The organism is Kitasatospora sp. NBC_01560, from assembly GCF_045208415.1.
GTDB lineage: Bacteria > Actinomycetota > Actinomycetes > Streptomycetales > Streptomycetaceae > Kitasatospora.
The window spans coordinates 1,183,401-1,198,651 of sequence record NZ_CP109364.1 but is presented as its reverse complement, the minus strand read 5'-3'; the positions used below and the strand labels follow the sequence as shown (position 1 = coordinate 1,198,651).

The window sequence follows — 15,251 nt, the reverse complement described above, 5'->3', positions numbered from 1 at the left end:
CCGGGGGAACGGCGGCCCGCGCCCGCACCGCTGCGCCCGCGCCGCTGGCAGCGGCTTCATGCCGTCGCCACTCCCGCGCAACACGCCGCTGCCAGCATCGACCGCATGCTCTCCCTGGTCGCACCTCCCGCGTTCGGCCGCGCCGCGCCGCCCGCCGAGGGCGGCGCGGCCGGCCTCGTCCTGCGGGCCGTCCTGGCCGGCGGCCCGCTGACCCGCACCGCCGTCGGCCGGGCCATCGGGCTCAGCCCGGCCGCCGTCTCCCGCCACACCGCCGACCTGATCGCGCTCGGACTGCTGCGCGAACTGCCGCCGCAGGGACCGCCCCGGTCCGGCCGGCCGCAGCTGCCGCTCGACATCGACACCCGCGGCCATCTGGCGATGGGCGTCCACATCGGGGTGCCCTGGCTGACCTTCGCCCTGCTCGACCTGCGCGGCCGCGTCGTCGCCCACGAACGCCTGCCCCGGCAGGGGGACGCCTCCGACGTGCTGCGGGTGGTCCGGGCGCACCTGCCCGGGTTCGTCGCCCGGCGGTCGGCCGGCCGGCCGCTGCTGGGGCTCGGCGTGGTGACCGGCGGCTGGGTCGACTCCGAACGCGGCACCGTGGTGGAGCACGGCCCGCTCGGCTGGCAGGACGTCCCGGTGCGGGACGTGCTCGCCGGGGCGACCAGGCTGCCCGTCCACCTGGACAGCCACGCCCGGGCCCTCGCCCAGGCCGAGCTGCTGTTCGGCGCCGGCCACGGCGCCACCGAGCTCGTCCACCTCTTCGTCGGCAACGTCGTCGACGCCGCGATCGCCACCAGCGGCGGTGTGCTGCGCGGTCGCCGCTCCCGGGCCGGGGACATCGGCCACCTGCCGGTGCCGGGCTCCACCGAGCCCTGCCCGTGCGGCCGGACGGGCTGCCTCCAGGCCTCCGTATCCGAACGGACCCTGGCCCGCCGGGCCCACCGCGAGGGCCTCCTCCCTGCGCCGGACTTCGACCGGCTGCTGGCCCTGGCAGGCGCGGGCGAACCGGCCGCGCTGCGGCTGTTCGAGGAACGGCTGCGGCTCGTCGCCCCGGCGGCCGAACTGCTGCTCAACATGCTCAACCCGGAGGTCCTGGTGGTCACCGAGGCCGGACTGGCGGTGGCACCCGGGCTGGCCGAGCACCTCCACCGGCGGCTCGCGGAACACGCCCGGCCCGAGGCCGCCCGGCTGGTGACGGCCGGCTCCTTCGGCGTGGACGTCCTCGCCGTCGCGGCCTGCGCCGGAGTGCTGGACAGCGCCTACCGGCGGCCGATGGAGCTGCGTACCGCACCGGTCGCCGCGTGGTCGGGCGCCCGCGTGGCGGCGGCGTCAACGGCGCATTAATTCCCCCCGCCGGTGAATCGTTGTCCCCGGGCGGGGCGGCGGAGAGGATTCTGACATCCCTTCCCCCCTCCCTCTCCCCTTCCCCGAACCCGGAGGCGATCCGTCATGCCCGCTGCCGAGCGGCAGTTGCACTTCAACCTCTTCCTGATGGGCGTCGGCCACCACGAGGCCGCCTGGCGCCACCCGCGGACCGATCCGGCCCGGGCCGGTGACGTCGCGCACTACCAGGGCCTGGCCCGGGCCGCCGAGGCGGCCGCCTTCGACTCGGTCTTCCTCGCGGACGGCGTCGAGGCGCGCACCGACGGCGGCTGGGGCCTGGTCGGGCACTTCGAGCCGATCACGCTGCTCACCGCGCTCGCCACCGTGACCGAGCGGATCGGCCTGATCGGCACCGTCTCCACCGGGTTCACCGAACCGTACAACCTGGCCCGGCAGTTCGCCTCGCTCGACCACATCAGCGGCGGCCGGGCCGGGTGGAACATCGTCACCTCGGCCGGTGACCGGGCCGCGCAGAACTTCGGCCGCGACGCCAACCAGGAGCACGCCGTCCGCTACCGGCGGGCCGACGAGTTCCTCCGGGTCGCCACCGCGCTGTGGGACAGCTGGGAGGACGACGCGCTGCAGCTCGACCGCGCCGGCGGCCGGTTCGCCGACGAGGCGAAGGTCCACGAGATCAACCACGCCGGCGAGCACTTCCGGGTGCGCGGGCCGCTCAACATCCCGCGCAGCCCGCAGGGACACCCGCTGCTGGTGCAGGCCGGCTCCTCGGAGAGCGGCCGGGCGTTCGCCGCGCGCTGGGCGGAGGCGGTGTTCACCGCGCAGCAGACCCTCGCCGAGGGGCAGGCGTTCTACGCCGACCTCAAGCGCCGGGCGGCCGCCCACGGGCGGGACGTCCGGGTGCTGCCCGGCGTCGTCCCGGTGCTCGGCTCGACCGAGGAGGAGGCCCGGCGGCTCGACCGCGAGCTGGACGAACTGATCAGCCCGGAGCGCTCGATCGGGGTGCTGTCCTCGGTGCTGGGCGTCGACCTCTCCGGCCACCCGCTGGACGAACCGCTGCCGCCGCTGCCGCCGGTCGCCGAGATCAACGGGGCGAAGAGCCGGTTCGAGCTGATCCGCGACCTCGCCGGGCGCGAGCGGCTGACCCTGCGCCGGCTGATCGGCCGGCTCGGGGGCGGCCGCGGCCACCAGGTCGTGGTGGGGACGCCCGAGCGGATCGCGGCGCACATCGAGACCTGGTTCACCCGGGGCGCGGCCGACGGCTTCAACATCATGCCGCCCGTCCTCCCGGGCGGCTTCGAGGACTTCACCGCGCAGGTCCTGCCGCTGCTGCGCAAGCGCGGCCTGTTCCGGGAGGAGTACACCGGGCGGACGCTGCGCGACCACTACGGCCTGCCGCGACCGGTGCCGCGACCGGCGGCGGGGCCTGTGGCGGCGGCTGCTGCCGCAAGCTGACTGCACCGCGCGGGTGCGGTGCGGTGGCGGGAACGCCGGGAGCCGCCCGGGGATTCGCTCCCCGGGCGGCTCCCGGCGTTCGGCACCGGCCGTCGGTCCTGCGGTTCGGCCCCCCCGGTTCGTTCCTGCGGTCCGGGCGGGCCGTTCGGGCGGGCCGGTCAGGAAGCGGTGTAGTGGGAGGCCTCGTCACCCTCCAGCACACGGCTCGGCTCGCCCGAGACACCGACCGGCACGTCCCCGGCGACGGTGACGCGGTGGAGCCGGCGCGGCAGGTCGTCGTAGTCGTCCGGCGCGTAGTGCTGGGTCGCCCGATTGTCGAACAGCACGACGTCACCGACCTCCCAGCGCCAGCGGACGACGTTCTCCGGCCGGGTCACGTACGACTGGAGCGTGCGCAGCAGGTCACGCGAGGCGTCCGACGGCAGGCCGGTGATCCGCTCGGCGAACCCGCCGACGAACAGCCCGCGTTCGCCGGAGTCCGGGTGGACCCGGACCACCGGGTGGGCGGTGCGGTACGTCGTCGAGGTGAAGACCCGCCGCTGCTCCGCCTCCTCGGCACCGAGCTCACGGCCCTGGGCGTAGTCGTAGTCGTTGGTGTGCTCGGCCCAGAGGCCGTCCACCCATGCCCGCAGAGCCTCCGGCAGGTCCCGGTAGGCGGTCTGGGTGTTGGCGATCAGCGTGTTCCCGCCGTACGGGGGCACCACCAGGCTGCGCAGGGTGGAGGCCTTGGGCGGCGTGCGGACGAAGGTCACGTCGGTGTGCCAGTGGTTGGCCCGGCCGCCGCCCTCGCTGTCGACCGGCAGGACGTTGGGCTGTCCGTCGAGCGAGGGGACGGTCGGGTGGGCGGTGGTGAGCGGGCCGAAGTACCGGGCGAAGCGCTGCTGGCCCTCGTCGTCCAGGTGCTGGCCCCGGAAGAACAGGGCCTTGTGCCGGAGCAGCGCTTCGTCGAGGGCGGTCACGGTCTTCTCGTCGAGCGGTCCGGCCAGGTCGATGCCGGTGATCTCGGCGCCGATCCGGCCGCCGATCCGGTGGATCTCGAAGCTGGGCATGGTGGTCCCTAAGAATGTTGGCGGTCCGGGAGGACCGGGTGAACGGGAACGGGGTGTCGCGGGGGCGGACGGGTGGTCAGGAGGTGACGGGGACGGCGCCCAGGTCCGGTCCGACGGAGTGCAGCGAGCCGATGGTGCGGCCCCGGCCCCAGCCGATCCGGGCCCGGTAGCTGCCGAGCAGCCCGGCCTCGGCGAGCTGTCGCTCGTCCTGGGGCGCGCGGGTGGTGTGCGGGGCCACGAAGAGCGCGTCCACCGGGCAGTTGGCCTCGCACTGGAAGCAGGTCTGGCAGTCGTCGTGCCGGGCGACGACCGGGACGCCGTCCGGGCCGCGGTCGAAGACGTCGGTGGGGCAGACCTTGATGCACCTGTCGCAGGTGATGCAGCGTTCGGCGGAGACGATCTCGATCACACGGGCTCCTCGGTCGGGCGGGCTCCTCGGGCAGGGGGTGCCGGGGCAGGGGGCGCCGGCGGAGTGGGGCACTCCGGTCAGACCGGCCCCTTCAGCGGGCGGGTCCAGACCTCGTCCAGCCCGCCGGAGACGATCCGGTGGTGCTGGGCCGGGTCCTGGTCCGGGTGGTCGAGCCGGCGGGCCATGCCGCGGCTCTCCGTCCGGGCGAGTGCCGAGCGGTACATCCACCGGGCGTTGGCGGCGAGCGCGGCGGCCTGCCGGGCCCGGACCGCGCCGCGGCCGATGCCCCGCAGGCCGCCGCGCAGCTGCCGCCAGGTGTCGTCCAGCACGGTGAGCGCCTCGGTGAGGCCGTCGCCGTGCCGCAGGTAGTTCTTGTCGTACGGCAGCACCTCGCCCTGCACGGTGGCCACCACGTCGCGGTGGTCGACCCCGGCGCGGCCGGCCGGGCGCAGGCCCGCCCCGCCGGCCGCGCGCAGCGGCCGGCCCGCGGCCCCGCGGCCGAGCGCCAGCGCGTACCGGGCGGCGCCGCGGCCGGCCCAGCTGCCGGAGGACATCGCCCAGGCGGCGTTGTGGCTGCCGCCGCCGGTGAAGCCGCCGCAGATCAGCTCGCGGGTGGCGGCGTCCCCCGCGGCGTACAGGCCGGGCACGGTGGTCCGGCAGTCGTCGCCGGCGATCCGGATGCCGCCGGTACCGCGCACGGTGCCCTCGGCGAGCAGGGTGACGGCGAACCGGTCGTGGAACGGGTCGATGCCGAGCCGGTCGAAGGTGAGGAAGAAGTTCGGCTGGGCGCGCCGCATCGCGGCCTGCGCGGCGGTGTCCGCCCGGTCGAGGACGCAGTACACCTTGCCCTCCAGCAGGGCGCGGGCGATCACCGAGCGCCCGCCCTGGCTCGCCGCGCCCTCCAGCACGCCGCCGTCCTCGCGGAGGAAGGTGGCGAAGGCGTAGAAGGCGGTCTTGGTGACGGAGGTGCCCTCGGGGGCGATGCCGTACGCGTTGGAGAACTCCATGCCGGACAGCTCCGCGCCCACCTCGGCGGCGTACAGGGCGCCGTCGCCGGTGTCGGTGTCGGTGCCCAGTGCCTTGCTCAGGAAGGCGCAGCCGCCGGTGGCGAGCACCACCGCGCCGGCCCGCACCCGGTAGGGGCGGCCCTCCTGGCGCCGGTAGCCGGCCGCGCCGGCCACCACCCCGTCGGCGGTGGTGAGCAGCTCGGTGACGGGGCTGTGGTCGAGGATCCGCACCCCGGCCCGGCGCACCCGGATCCGCATCCGGCGCATGTACTCGGGGCCCTGCAGCCCGTTGCGCAGCGGTCGGCCGTCCGGGCCGGTCGGGAAGCGGTACGTCCCGCTCTCGGCGAGCTCGTTGACGGCCTCGTACGTCCGGTCGAGGACGCGGGCCATCCAGCGCCGGTCGGCGAGGTGGCCGCCGAGCGCCTCGCGGCTCGCCATCGCGGCCGCCCGGGCGGCCGGGTCCGGGTCGACGTACCAGACGCCGGTGCCGCCGGCGGCGGTGGCGCCGCTGGTGCCGCAGTAGCCCTTGTCGGCGAGCACCACCCGGGCGCCGGCCCGGGCGGCGTCCAGCGCGGCCCAGGTGGCGGCAGGGCCGCCGCCGACCACCAGGACGTCGGTGGCGAGGTCCTCGGTCACGACACCTCCCGGGCGGGCCGCCAGGAGGTGAACCGGCGCTCCACGGTGACCAGCAGCTGGTTGAAGGCCACCCCGATCACCGAGACGGTGAGGATGCCCGCGTACATCTGCGGGATGGCGAAGTTGTACTGCGAGGCGTTGATCAGGTAGCCGAGCCCGGCCTTCGCGCCGACCATCTCGGCGGCGACCAGGACGAGGACGGACACCGCGCCGGCCAGCCGGATGCCGGTGAAGACGGCCGGGACGGAGGCGGGCAGGATCACCTTCTGGAACAGCCGCAGCGGTGGCAGGTCGAGCGACCGGGCGAGCCGCAGCAGGGTGGGGTCGACGGTGCGGACGGCGCTGATGGTGTTGAGCAGCACCGGCCAGACGCAGGCGTACAGCACGATGGAGATCTTGGAGGTCTCGCCAATGCCGAGGATCAGCACGAACACCGGCAGCAGGGCCAGCGCCGCGGTGTTGCGGAACAGCTCCAGCAGGGGGCTGAGCAGGTCGGCGACCGGCCGGTACCAGCCGATCAGCAGGCCGAGCGGCACTCCGAGGCCCACCGCCAGGCCGAAGCCGGTCAGGGACCGGGTCAGGCTCGCCCCGGTGTCGGTGGCGAGCCGCCCGTCCAGCAGCAGCCCGTACCAGGCGTCCAGCACCTCGCTGAACGGCGGCAGGAACGTCCGGTCGACGAGGCCGAGCCGCGGGGCCGTCTCCCAGAGGGCCAGCAGCAGGGCGACGGCCAGGCTCCTGGTGACGGCCGTCCGCAGCAGCCGGCGGAGCCGGCGCGGCCGCGTCGGGCGTGCGGTCGGCGTCGCGGGGCCCGGCCGTTCGGCGGCCCGGTCGGCCGTGCCGGTGGGCTGCCCTGCTGCGGGCTGTCCTGCTGCGGGCTGCCCTGCTGCGGGCGGCTCCGGCCGTGCCGGTCGTGGGGCCTTGACATCGGTACTCATACTCGGCTGACCTCCCTCTCCAACTGCTGTGCCCGGCTGACCTCTTCGTGCAGCAGGCTCCAGATCTCGTGCCGGTAGCGGGCGAACTCGGGGCTGGACCGGAGATCCCGGGCCTGCTCGCGGTCGCCCAGGTCGATGCCGACGACCTCCTTGACCCGCCCGGGCCGTGAGGTCAGCACCGCGACGCGTTGGCCGAGGTAGACCGCCTCCTCGATGCCGTGCGTGATGAACAGCACCGTCTTGCCGGTGCGCTGCCAGATCCGCAGCAGCTCGGTCTGCAACGACTCCCGGGTCTGCGCGTCCAGCGCGGCGAACGGCTCGTCCATCAGCAGCACCTCGGGGTCGTACGCGAGGCTGCGGGCGATGGCCACCCGCTGCTTCATGCCGCCGGACAGCTCGTGCGGATACCGCTCCTCGAAGCCGGCCAGCCCCACCAGGTCGAGGAACTCCCGGGCCCGGGCAGCTCGTTGCCGGCGGGGCAGACCGATCGACTCCAGCCCGAACTCGACGTTGCCGCGGGCCGTGCGCCACGGCAGCAGTGCGTACTGCTGGAACACCGTGGAGCGGTCCCGGCCGGGGCCGGCGACGGGGCGGCCGTCGAGCAGGATCTCGCCCGACGTGGGCGCGGTGAGCCCGCCCACCAAGTCCAGCAGGGTGGACTTCCCGCAGCCGCTCGGGCCGACCAGGACGGTGAACTCGCCCGCGGCGATGGAGAGGTCGACGCGGTCGACGGCGACGAACCCGGCCCCGGGGCGTCCGCGGACCGGGAACGTCTTGGTGACGCCCCGGAAGCTGATCTGTGCGCTCATCGTGCTCAACCCCCGTATCCGTTGCACTGGTTGGTGTAGAGACCGGCCGGCTTCACCTGGCCGGCCCGGATGTCGCCGTGCGCGACCAGCCAGTCCGTCCACGGTTTGAACTGCTCGTCGGTGATCCGTCCGGCCGTCTCCGCGACGCCGGTGGACTTCCAGTACTTGAGCGCGGCCGTGTCCTCGCCGCGGCCGCGCTTCTGGATGATCCGGGTGCTCCGGGCGATCACCTCCTCGGCCGGGGTGGTCCGGGCCCACTCGATCGCCCGGGCCACCCCGGTGACGAAGGTCCGGGCGGTGACGGGGTGCTCCTTGAGGAAGCGCTCGGTCACCACGTAGGTGCCGGCGCTGAACCGCCCGAGCAGGTCGAAGTCGCTGAACAGCGGCCGGATCCCGCCCGTGGCCAGTGCCTTGTCCCGCAGGACGCCGCCGAGCACCGCGACCTCGATCTGTTTCTGCCGCAGGGCCTGTTCGGTGTTGACCGGGGGGACGACGGTCGGCTCCACCTTGCCGATCTCCGCCGCGGTCAGGCCGTTGCGCTGGAGGTAGAGGTCGAGGATCGCCTCGGCGTGCGCGCCCAGGGTGTTCATGCCGACCTTCTTGCCGAGGAGGTCCCGGGCCGAGCGGATCGGGCTGTCCTCCAGGACGTAGTAGCCGCTGAAGGTCTGCTCGTCGACGCCGTAGTAGCTGATCACCGCCTTGACCGGGGCGCCGGCGGCGATCAGCTTCACCACCGCGCCGTTGAATGCGCCGCCGAAGTCGATCTGCCCGGTGGCTGCGGACTGGACGTCCTGCGGCCCGCTGATCGTGTTGCCCACCCACTCCAGCTTCACGTCGCCGAAGTAGCCCAGGTCCTCGGCGAGTTCGGGCAGGGTGACCTGTCCGGCCCAGCCCTGGTAGCGGAGCTTCCGCGCCCCGTCGCCGCCGCCTCCCGAGGCGGTGGCCTGCCCGCAGGCGGCGGCCACGGCGCCCAGGGCGGCGAGGGCGAGGAGTTGGCGGCGGGAGGTGGAGGCCATGGGGCGGTTCCTTTGCGGCGGTGGGCGTGCGGCGGGGGTGCGGCGGTCGTCCGCCGGTGTGCGACGGGCGCCGGCGGGTGCGCGGAGGTACGCCGCCGGGCCCGTCGGGAGTACGGCGGGGAGCGGCGGCACGAGGGCGCGGGGCCGCCCGGGCGGGCGGGGACGACGGCACGGGCGTCGGACGGGACGGCCGGGCCGGAGTGCGCCGGGGGCGGGGTGGGTGAGCGGGGGCAGCCGGGCGTCAGCGACCGGCGACGGCACAGATCGCGCTCGCGTGACGTCGCAGATCGACGTGCAGGCGGCCTACGAGGCTCTGGGACTGGCTCACACCGACAGCGTTCCAGCGCCCGCCCGGCAGGGTCAACGTAAGTTCACGGGGCGGAAGAAACCCGGCACCGCGGCGGGCGGCCGGCGGTGTTTATCGCGCGTTGATCGTCGGCGCGTAGCGTCGCCGCATGAACGAAGGAACGGCCGGGACACGGGGTGGGCAGGGCATGCAGGGCGGGCAGGGCAGGCGAGAGGTGCGGGGCGTGGGCGACGGGCGGGTGCGGCGGCCCGAGGGGCGGATGACGGGGCAGGACGTGGAGCGCTTCCGGGTGCTGCTGGAGCGGCTGGAGAGCTCGCTGGCGGCGGACCGGGCCGGGCAGGCCGTCCCCGCGGCACGGGCGGTGGTGCTGAACGGGGCGGCGGTCCCGGATGCGTGACCGTGCGGCGGGGTGGCCGGTCCCCGTGCTGCCGCTCTGGCAGCGGGGGCCGGCCGTCCCGGGCGGTCCGGCGGGCGCCGCCGGAGGCGCCGGGAGTGCAGGGTCGGAACGTGCCGGGCCGGAGGGTGCCGGGGCGGAACCTGCCGGGCGGGCGTCAGGCGTCCCGGGGCCCTCCGGGCGGGCGGCTCAGTTGCAGCCGCCGCAGTCGCAACCGCCGTCGCACCCGCAGCCGTCGCATCCGCACCCGTCGCAGCAGCCGCCGTCGCCGCAGCACTGGCAGCACTGACAGCAGTCGCCGCAGCCCGAGCAGTCGCCGCAGCCGCAGTCCTGCTGGGGGCACCAGCCGGGCTTGCGCTCGCGGGAGAACGGGTCGTCGTGGTCGCAGCACATCAGCCGGCACGTGCAGGCCATCAGCGCCCAGACCGCGCAGCCGGCCAGCAGGTTGCGGCGGTGCGGCGGCGGGGCGCCGGGCGGGGTGAACCCGGGGCCCCGGGGTACCCACGGCGGCACGGGCGCGCCCGGTCCGGTGGGCGGCGTCCGGTCCGGGTGGTGGGTGGGGGAGGAGTGCCGGGGGTCGGCGGCGGTGGGGGCGGCGGCGCCGGTCCGGCAGCCGGCCGCGTGCGCGGCGGGGCCGAAGACCCGCTCGACGGCGCGTTCGGTCTCGTGCGCGAGCAGCACGTGCACCAGAGCCCGGTCGGTCAGTTCCACCTCGCGCAGCGCCAGCCGGATGCCGTGGACGGCGTCCCGGCAGAGGCGCTCGGCCTCGGCACGACCGGTGCCGGTCGCGGTGAGCGGGTTCCACGCGCCGCTCGCGGCGTCGGCGGCCTCGTCCTCGGCGGCGTCCAGGAGGTGCGCGAGCCGGCCGAACAGCCGGCCGGCCTCGGCCAGCGGCCGGGCGTTGCCGGGCCGCCCGGCCAGCACGGCGGTGTGGGCGAACGCGGCCGAGGTGGCGCTCTCGGTCGGCTCGGTGACCAGCAGGACGGAGCCGCCGGGCGGGAGCGCGCGCTCCAACTCGCCCTGGCGGGCGGCTGCGTCGAGCAGCACGGCGGTGTCGAAGCCGACCGCCGAGGCGCTGCCCGCGCTCTTCCGGTCCCAGCGCCGGGTGACGGCGCGCGCCCCGACCGCGACGGGCCGGCGGGCGAACACGCCGTCCCCGTCCTCGACGTGGTCGCGGATCTTCACCGAGGCGAGGGCCAGCGAGACGGCGGCCGCCAGCCGGGCCCCCTCGCCCTTGGCGACCGAGGCGGTCCGCATCCCCCGCAGCGGGCAGGGCCCGGCGGTGCGGCGCCAGGAGGCGTCGTCCGGCGCGGTCTGCGCCTCGACCAGGACGGAGATGATCAGGCCGTCGTAGTTGGTGGCGGTCCGGGCGAGTTGGCCGTGGTCGTCACGGAGGGCGAGGCAGAGCCCGCACAGGTGCGCCATCCACGAGGTCTGCAGGCGTTCGGAGAGCCGGTGCCGGCACGGCCTGATGATGCCGAACATGATCCCCCTTGCCCGTGCGGGCCTCGATCGGCCCTGGTCGCACATCATATGACCAGCCGGTGGAGGCTTCGGGGACGGCGACCGCTCGGGACGACCGGCCCGCGGCAGTCGGGGTCGGGGCCCGGTCGGGAGCCCGGGCTGGGCCCGGCCGGGTTGTCCGGCCGGGCTGCGCCTACGGCCCTGCTTACGGCCCCGTCACCCACGTCCGGAGCTCCGGCAGGATCTGCTCGGCCATCCGGAACAGCGCCGCCTCGTCCGGGTCCGCGCTGTCCTGACGCCAGATCGCGAGCTCGAACGAGCCGCCGCCGAGGGCCCCGGGGGCCTTCGCGACGACGAGGTGCCGCGCGATGCCGCCTGTCCCGGCGCTGGCCTTCCCGCCGGTGAGACCGAAGCTGATGGCCATCGTGTGGTCCGTGAAGGTCCGCGCGGAGTGGTCGAGCACCTGCGTGCGGACGGGCGGCGAGGAGGTGAAGAAGGCGGCGTCGTCGACCGTGAGGGTGCGGTTGTCGGTGATGCGCACCCGGACCTGGCCGATCTGCACCTCGGCCGCAGGGACGTCCTCCTTCGTCCCGTCCGCGTAGGTGACCGGGCCGCCGCCGGACTGCGCGACCGAGACGCGCTCGGTCGGCATGCCGACGAGGGTCGGCAGGTCGGGGCGGTTGAGCGCGGCGCACAGCGCCGGGTACTCGGCTGCGTCCGACTGCTTGGGCGCGGGGCACGCGGCGGGCTCGTTGCCGTTCGCCGAGGCGTTGCCCAGCACGCCGAACCCCCACAGGCCCGCGACGGTGCCGCCGATCAGCAGCAGTGCCGTCGCGGCCTGCACGGCCCCGCTCGGCTCGCTCTTGCCGGCCTCCACCACGTCCTCGCTCATCCGCCCCGCCCCGAGTCCCTCGCCCCACCCCGTGCGGCCTGCACGGGCTGCGCGATCGTAGCCCACGGGCGGGGCGCCGGTCGCCGCAGTTTTCCGCGGTGACCGGCCACTCACCGGCGCAGGCCCGGCAGGCCTGCGCCGGTGCTGCCGGGAGGGGCGGGTCAGCGGTTCTTGAACTCCTCGATGGCCTCCCGGACGGTGTGCACCATGGCCTCGCTGCCGACGTGCCCCGAGTCCTCGAAGATGTGCAGCCGCGCGTCCGGCCAGGCCTTCGCCAGGGCCCACGCCGACTCCACCGGGCTGCCCATGTCGTGCCGGCCGTGGACCAGCACGCCGGGGATCCCGGCCAGCCGATGGGCGTCCCGCAACAACTGGTCCTCCGCCAGCCAGGCACCGTTGCTGAAGAAGTGCGCGCAGATCCGGACGAAGGCGATCCGCTCGTCGGTCTCGCGGGCGCTGTACATGCCGGGGATGCCGTTGGGCTCGTCGGAGACGACGGCGTCCTCCCAGGCGAGCCAGTCGTTGGCGGCCCGCTCCCGGACGGCCCGGTCGGGGTGCTCCATCAGCCGGGCGTAGGCAGCGAGCAGGTCGCCGTCCCGCTCGTCCGCGGGGACCCCGTCGCGGAACCGGTCCCACGCCTCGGGCTTGAACCGTCCGGCGCCCCGGTAGAGCCAGTGGGTCTCGGAGGGGCGGGTCATCGTCACCGCCTGGATGATGATCTCGCTGACCCGCTCGGGGTACTGCTGCGCGTACGCCAGGAGGAGTGTCGATCCCCAGGAGGCGCCGTTCAGCAACCACCGGTCGACGCCGAGGTGTTCGCGCAGCCGCTCCATGTCGTCGATCAGGTGCTGCGTGGTGTTGAGGCCCATGTCCGCCGCCGGGTCGCTGGCGTGCGGGGTGCTGAGGCCGCAGTTGCGCTGGTCGAAGCGGATGACGCGGTAGCGGTCAGGGTCCCAGGCCCGGGTCGGCCGCTTCGGCGTGCCCGCGCCCGGCCCGCCGTGCACGTACAGGACGGGCTTGCCGGTGGGGCTGCCGAGTTGTTCGTAGTAGATGCGGTTGCCGTCTCCGGTGTCGAGGAATCCGTGGTGGTAGGGGTGGGTCGGAGGATAGAGATCAACCATGACCGTCGATCCTAGGCGGCCTCCCGGGCCCGGCGCCCGCGATTTTCCTCCCAAGCCTCCTCCTCGGTAGGGGTGTTGGGCGAGGCGGCCGGTCTCGGCCGGGCGCCGGAGCGTGTGCCCTTCTGGCGATCCCGGATCCGGGATAGCATCGCGAATATGGGAATCGACGGTGCCGCCGACGAGCGGCTGGCCGGCCGACTGGCCGAGTTGCGGCTCGAACGAGGCTGGACGCTGGAGGAGTTGGCCCGGCGGGCCGAGGTGAGCCGGTCCACCCTGTCGCGGGTCGAGCGGGCCGAGGTGAGTCCGACCGCGGCGCTGCTCGGGCGGCTCTGCGCCGTCTACGGGCGGACCATGTCGCGGCTGCTGGCCGAGGTCGAGTCGGCGCCGGCGCGGCTGGTGCGGGCCGGGGAGCAGCGGGTGTGGCGGGACGAGGCGACCGGGTTCGTCCGGCGGTCGGTCTCCCCGCCGCACGGGTCGCTGCGGGCGGAGCTCGTCGAGGGCCTGCTGCCGGCCGGTGCCGACATCGCCTACGACCGGCCGTCGGTGCCCGGGCTGGAACACCATCTCTGGCTGCTGGAAGGCGATTTGGAGCTGACGGTGGACGGTGATCCGCAGCTGCTCGGGGCCGGTGACTGCCTGCGGTTCGTCGCGGAGAGCACGAGGTTCCGCTGCCCGGGGCCCGCGGACGCCCGGTACGTGCTGGTGGTGGTCGTCCCGTGAAGCGGACCAGCGACGGGCCGGCGCCGGAGCCGATACCGGGGCCGATACCGGGGCCGGTGCCGGGGCCGGTACCCGGCGAGGGGGTTCCGGCTCCCCGGGAACGGTTCGACGCGGCCGGGCGCCGGGTGCTGCTGGTCTGTGTCGCGGGCGGGTTCACCACTCTGCTCGACCAGTCCGTACTGAACACCGCGCTCCCCGCGCTGCGCGAGAGCCTGCACGCCCAGCCCGCCCACCTGCAGTGGATCGTGGCCGGCTACTCGCTCGCCTTCGGGCTGGCACTGGTGCCCGGCGGGCGGCTCGGCGACGTCCGGGGCCGCAAGTGGCTCTTCGTCGTCGGGCTGGCGGTGTTCACCCTGGTCAGCCTCCTCTCGGCGACCGCCACCGAACCGTGGGTGCTGGTGGCCGCCCGGCTGCTCCAGGGCGCGGGCGCGGGGCTGGTCAACTCGCAGATGATCGGCACCCTCCAGGACGTGTTCACCGGGCAGCTGCGGGCCCGGGCGCTCGGCATGTACGCCGTGACCGGCGGGCTCGCCTTCACCCTCGGCCCGCCGGTGGGCGGTGCGGTACTGGCCGCGGTCGGCCCCGAGTACGGCTGGCGGCTGACCTTCCTGCTGAACCTGCCGTTCGGCCTGGCCACCGTCGCCCTGGCGGCCCGCTACCTGCCCCGGCCGCGGCCGAGCGCCCGGAACGCCGACCTGGACGTGGTCGGGCTGCTGCTGGTCGGCGCGCTGACCCTGACGCTGATGCTGCCCTTCGTCCAGCCGCCCGGCTGGACCGGCGGGCTGGCCTTCACGGCCGGCGCCTGTCTGCTGCTCGGCGTCCTCGTCCGGTGGCAGCGCCGGCGGGCCCGGTCCGGCGGCCAGCCGTTGATCCACCCGGCGCTCACCCGGTCCCGGCCGTACGCGCTGGGGACGGCCGTGGCGATGGCCCAGTTCGGCTCCTCCGTCGCGGCCGGGCTGGTACTGACCATGTTCCTTCAGGACGGCCTGGGGCTCTCCCCGATGGGCGCGGCCCTGGTCGCGCTGCCGTCGGCGGTGTCCATGGGAGTCGCCTCGGCGCTGGCCTGGCGGGTGGTGCAGCGGTTCGGCCGGCGGACGGTCACCGCCGGGCTGACCGGCTCGGCCCTGGTGATGCTGACGAGCGGTCTGGTGGTGCACTGGGGGCCGGCCGGTGCGCTGCCCTGGCTGCTCGCCGCGCTGCAACTGCTCGGCGGCGCCGCCGTGGGCGTGATGGGCGCCACCAACCAGGCCTTCGTGCTGCGCCATGCACCGGCCGAGGCGGCCGGGGTGAGCGGGGCGATCCTGCAGATGGCGCAGCGGATAGCGGCGGCGGTCTGCGTCTCGGCGCTCTCCGGCGTCTACCTGCGGGCCACCGGCGGTGGAGGCGGGCACCGGGCCGCCTACACCTGGGCGGCGGCGGTCTGCGCGGCGGTGACCGGACTGGCGGTGCTGGCCTCGGTGTTCGCGGGGCGGGCGGCGGCCGACCGGGAGCCGACCGACCGGGCCGGTGGTGCGGTCGGCGGTGGGCTCGGTGGTGCGGTCGGCCACGCGGCCGACGGGCAGCGGGCGGGGAAGGCTGCGGGCGAGGTCGCGGGCCGGGCGGTGTGACGGCCCGACCGGGCCGCCCCGGGGCCTGACCTGGCCCGACCCGGCCGGACCGGGGTTGAGCGCTGGGCGAACAGCCGTCCGGATCG

Annotated in this window: 15 protein-coding genes; 5 read left to right on the top strand and 10 right to left on the bottom strand. The window is 75.3% G+C overall.

The window, feature by feature from the left end; translation table 11 throughout:
* The first annotated feature begins 105 nt into the window (after positions 1-105).
* Positions 106-1,347, top strand: a complete 1,242-nt coding sequence (locus OH807_RS05235) for an ROK family protein (protein WP_406194453.1) — start codon at positions 106-108, stop codon at positions 1,345-1,347.
* Positions 1,348-1,452: 105 nt separating this feature from the next.
* Positions 1,453-2,799 carry an LLM class flavin-dependent oxidoreductase gene (locus OH807_RS05230; RefSeq protein WP_406194451.1) on the top strand — a complete coding sequence of 449 codons (1,347 nt, stop codon included), beginning with the start codon at positions 1,453-1,455 and terminating at the stop codon, positions 2,797-2,799.
* A 158-nt stretch (positions 2,800-2,957) separates the two neighbouring features.
* Here the strand turns inward: OH807_RS05230 and OH807_RS05225 are convergent, their stop codons facing one another.
* The 7 genes from OH807_RS05225 to OH807_RS05195 all read right to left on the bottom strand — a co-directional run bounded on the left by OH807_RS05225 (position 2,958) and on the right by OH807_RS05195 (position 8,988).
* Positions 2,958-3,848 carry a TauD/TfdA dioxygenase family protein gene (locus OH807_RS05225; protein WP_406194449.1) on the bottom strand — a complete coding sequence of 297 codons (891 nt, stop codon included), beginning with the start codon at positions 3,846-3,848 and terminating at the stop codon, positions 2,958-2,960.
* A gap of 76 nt (positions 3,849-3,924) precedes the next feature.
* Positions 3,925-4,257: a 4Fe-4S dicluster domain-containing protein gene (locus tag OH807_RS05220; protein WP_406194446.1), complete on the bottom strand. Its 333-nt coding sequence runs from the start codon at positions 4,255-4,257 to the stop codon at positions 3,925-3,927.
* Between the two features lie 77 nt (positions 4,258-4,334).
* Positions 4,335-5,900, bottom strand: coding sequence for an FAD-binding protein (locus OH807_RS05215; RefSeq protein ID WP_406194443.1), 1,566 nt, complete (start codon positions 5,898-5,900; stop codon positions 4,335-4,337).
* Positions 5,897-6,835, bottom strand: a complete 939-nt coding sequence (locus tag OH807_RS05210) for an ABC transporter permease (RefSeq protein ID WP_406194440.1) — start codon at positions 6,833-6,835, stop codon at positions 5,897-5,899. Before OH807_RS05210 ends, OH807_RS05215 begins: the two co-directional genes overlap by 4 nt.
* The gene (locus tag OH807_RS05205; RefSeq protein ID WP_406194437.1) at positions 6,832-7,644 is read right to left on the bottom strand and encodes an ABC transporter ATP-binding protein; all 813 of its coding nucleotides are present in this window, start codon (positions 7,642-7,644) and stop codon (positions 6,832-6,834) included. The genes OH807_RS05210 and OH807_RS05205 overlap by 4 nt, the downstream gene beginning before the upstream one ends.
* A 5-nt stretch (positions 7,645-7,649) precedes the next feature.
* Complete coding sequence (locus OH807_RS05200; protein WP_406194435.1) at positions 7,650-8,660, bottom strand: ABC transporter substrate-binding protein; 1,011 nt, start codon at positions 8,658-8,660, stop codon at positions 7,650-7,652.
* Between the two features lie 241 nt (positions 8,661-8,901).
* The gene (locus tag OH807_RS05195; RefSeq protein ID WP_406210724.1) at positions 8,902-8,988 is read right to left on the bottom strand and encodes a putative leader peptide; all 87 of its coding nucleotides are present in this window, start codon (positions 8,986-8,988) and stop codon (positions 8,902-8,904) included.
* A 127-nt stretch (positions 8,989-9,115) separates the two neighbouring features.
* On the opposite strand from OH807_RS05195, the gene OH807_RS05190 reads away from it, so the two are divergent.
* Positions 9,116-9,364, top strand: coding sequence for a hypothetical protein (locus tag OH807_RS05190; protein WP_406194433.1), 249 nt, complete (start codon positions 9,116-9,118; stop codon positions 9,362-9,364).
* Positions 9,365-9,550: 186 nt separating this feature from the next.
* On the opposite strand, the gene OH807_RS05185 is transcribed toward OH807_RS05190, so the two are convergent.
* From OH807_RS05185 to pip, 3 genes are all read right to left on the bottom strand, one after another.
* Positions 9,551-10,846, bottom strand: a complete 1,296-nt coding sequence (locus OH807_RS05185) for a DUF5685 family protein (RefSeq protein WP_406194430.1) — start codon at positions 10,844-10,846, stop codon at positions 9,551-9,553.
* Positions 10,847-11,030: 184 nt separating this feature from the next.
* Positions 11,031-11,717 (bottom strand): DUF6215 domain-containing protein, encoded by a 687-nt coding sequence (locus OH807_RS05180; protein ID WP_406194427.1) that lies wholly within the window; start codon positions 11,715-11,717, stop codon positions 11,031-11,033.
* 161 nt (positions 11,718-11,878) lie between these two features.
* Complete coding sequence (gene pip / locus OH807_RS05175; protein WP_406194425.1) at positions 11,879-12,838, bottom strand: prolyl aminopeptidase; 960 nt, start codon at positions 12,836-12,838, stop codon at positions 11,879-11,881.
* A 156-nt stretch (positions 12,839-12,994) separates the two neighbouring features.
* Between pip and OH807_RS05170 the strand changes: the two genes are divergently transcribed.
* Together OH807_RS05170 and OH807_RS05165 are read left to right on the top strand one after the other, a co-directional pair.
* Positions 12,995-13,558 (top strand): helix-turn-helix domain-containing protein, encoded by a 564-nt coding sequence (locus OH807_RS05170; RefSeq protein ID WP_406194422.1) that lies wholly within the window; start codon positions 12,995-12,997, stop codon positions 13,556-13,558.
* Between the two features lie 56 nt (positions 13,559-13,614).
* Positions 13,615-15,165 (top strand): MFS transporter, encoded by a 1,551-nt coding sequence (locus tag OH807_RS05165; RefSeq protein WP_406194420.1) that lies wholly within the window; start codon positions 13,615-13,617, stop codon positions 15,163-15,165.
* Positions 15,166-15,251 lie beyond the last annotated feature (86 nt).

Excerpts from the sequence above, each read along its gene's own strand:
- OH807_RS05190 (WP_406194433.1), top strand. The coding sequence starts at position 9,116 with ATGAACGAAGGAACGGCCGGGACACGGGGTGGGCAGGGCATGCAGGGC.
- OH807_RS05180 (WP_406194427.1), bottom strand. The coding sequence starts at position 11,717 with ATGAGCGAGGACGTGGTGGAGGCCGGCAAGAGCGAGCCGAGCGGGGCC.
- OH807_RS05210 (WP_406194440.1), bottom strand. The coding sequence starts at position 6,835 with ATGAGTACCGATGTCAAGGCCCCACGACCGGCACGGCCGGAGCCGCCC.
- OH807_RS05200 (WP_406194435.1), bottom strand. The coding sequence starts at position 8,660 with ATGGCCTCCACCTCCCGCCGCCAACTCCTCGCCCTCGCCGCCCTGGGC.
- OH807_RS05170 (WP_406194422.1), top strand. The coding sequence starts at position 12,995 with ATGGGAATCGACGGTGCCGCCGACGAGCGGCTGGCCGGCCGACTGGCC.
- OH807_RS05185 (WP_406194430.1), bottom strand. The coding sequence starts at position 10,846 with ATGTTCGGCATCATCAGGCCGTGCCGGCACCGGCTCTCCGAACGCCTG.
- OH807_RS05230 (WP_406194451.1), top strand. The coding sequence starts at position 1,453 with ATGCCCGCTGCCGAGCGGCAGTTGCACTTCAACCTCTTCCTGATGGGC.
- OH807_RS05235 (WP_406194453.1), top strand. The coding sequence starts at position 106 with ATGCTCTCCCTGGTCGCACCTCCCGCGTTCGGCCGCGCCGCGCCGCCC.
- OH807_RS05205 (WP_406194437.1), bottom strand. The coding sequence starts at position 7,644 with ATGAGCGCACAGATCAGCTTCCGGGGCGTCACCAAGACGTTCCCGGTC.
- OH807_RS05225 (WP_406194449.1), bottom strand. The coding sequence starts at position 3,848 with ATGCCCAGCTTCGAGATCCACCGGATCGGCGGCCGGATCGGCGCCGAG.
- pip (WP_406194425.1), bottom strand. The coding sequence starts at position 12,838 with ATGGTTGATCTCTATCCTCCGACCCACCCCTACCACCACGGATTCCTC.